General features: G+C 59.1%; 3 protein-coding genes. 1 reads left to right on the top strand and 2 read right to left on the bottom strand.

Going from position 1 to position 1,263, the window contains the following annotated elements; all coding sequences use genetic code 11:
• Nucleotides 1-184: 184 nt before the first annotated feature.
• Complete coding sequence (locus tag PVW27_RS21535; protein WP_045685415.1) at nucleotides 185-478, top strand: hypothetical protein; 294 nt, start codon at nucleotides 185-187, stop codon at nucleotides 476-478.
• A gap of 28 nt (nucleotides 479-506) precedes the next feature.
• On the opposite strand, the gene PVW27_RS21530 is transcribed toward PVW27_RS21535, so the two are convergent.
• Together PVW27_RS21530 and PVW27_RS21525 are read right to left on the bottom strand one after the other, a co-directional pair.
• Nucleotides 507-923, bottom strand: a complete 417-nt coding sequence (locus PVW27_RS21530; RefSeq protein ID WP_274561254.1) for a hypothetical protein — start codon at nucleotides 921-923, stop codon at nucleotides 507-509.
• The gene (locus PVW27_RS21525; protein ID WP_233128170.1) at nucleotides 916-1,170 is read right to left on the bottom strand and encodes a type II toxin-antitoxin system prevent-host-death family antitoxin; all 255 of its coding nucleotides are present in this window, start codon (nucleotides 1,168-1,170) and stop codon (nucleotides 916-918) included. The genes PVW27_RS21530 and PVW27_RS21525 overlap by 8 nt, the downstream gene beginning before the upstream one ends.
• Nucleotides 1,171-1,263 lie beyond the last annotated feature (93 nt).

Here is a 1,263-nt window from a genome sequence, read left to right as displayed (position 1 = left end):
CACTTTCCGGCATCAGACCCCAATGAGGAACAGGATCAGGCCCGGACACCCTCTTTCGGGCATCCTCAGGCCTGACCTCCCCCGGCCCTCCTCTTCCTCTCAAACCCCATGATTTCCGCAGGTGGCTTGATTTTGTTCCTGTTATGTTCTATTTTAAGAACCACGCTAAGAAGGGAGATCCCCGATGGAAAGCACCACCTACGCCCTGCCCGCGACGCCCAAGCAGATCGCCTATGCGCGCGCGCTGGCCTTGCGCAACCAGACGCTTTTGCCGTGGGAGGTTCAGCAAGATCGGCGGTCCCTGAGCGCCTGGATCGACGCACAAGCCAAGTTGAACCCGGGCGCGCAGGACAGCCGCCCGACATCAAAGCAGGTCGCTTTTGCCGAGCGTCTCGCCCGCATCAAACGCCGCGCCGTGCCGGATGAGTGTTTCCGCGACAAGGGGCTGATGTCGAAGTGGATCGACGGGAACAAGTGAAGCTAGACAGACCCTGCTGTGATCGAGATTACTTCAGCCGATCGACAACGGATGCCCCGCCCGACCGAGCCAGCACGATCAGGCTGGACTGGATCTTGGATGTGAAGACGGAACTGAACGTGCCGATGGGCGTGCGGTCCTCCCAGACATAGGACCGCTCCAGAATATCGGTGTTGATCTCGTCCAGCATGACCCATTTGCGGACATGGGTATCCAACCCTACGCGCTGCGACTCGATCTGTGGTACCTCGATGAACTTGCGCGAGGGCAAAGGCGGCTGCGTCGTGATCGGCAGGATGAACACCACGGTCTCGCTATCGGACTTGGAGACAGTGACGGCGATGCAGACAGGCCTCGTCTTTCGACCCTCGATCTCGCCCGCCATCTGTTCTCGTTTCCATAGGAACGGGTAGCGGAACACCTCTCCCGCGCTCGGCTTAGTCATCAGACTGCGTCAAGTCCCGCTCGAGCCCTTCTATCATCAGCGCCTTGAGATCCTCGGGCATCTCGTCAACCATATGAGCCTGTTGCGTGGCCCCCCGCGCGAGCTGCTGGTACTGGTCCATGCTCATCAGCACGAATTTCGGCTTGCGGTGCTTGGTGATCGCGATCGGCGACCGAATGGCCGCGTCAAACAGGTCACTTGTGTGCCGCGTCAGGTCGGCCGCCTTGAACTCGGGAAGCTCATGCATGATCAGGGTCTCCATTTGTCCAGAATATACATACATTCTGGATATTCTGCAAGAGATGGGTTGAGCCCTTCCATGTGTCATCCGAACCGCCGC

The sequence above is a fragment of the Seohaeicola sp. 4SK31 genome (assembly GCF_028802875.1).
Taxonomy (GTDB): domain Bacteria; phylum Pseudomonadota; class Alphaproteobacteria; order Rhodobacterales; family Rhodobacteraceae; genus Seohaeicola.
The sequence above is the reverse complement of the archived record's forward strand: the minus strand, read 5'-3'. Positions and strand labels throughout refer to the sequence as shown.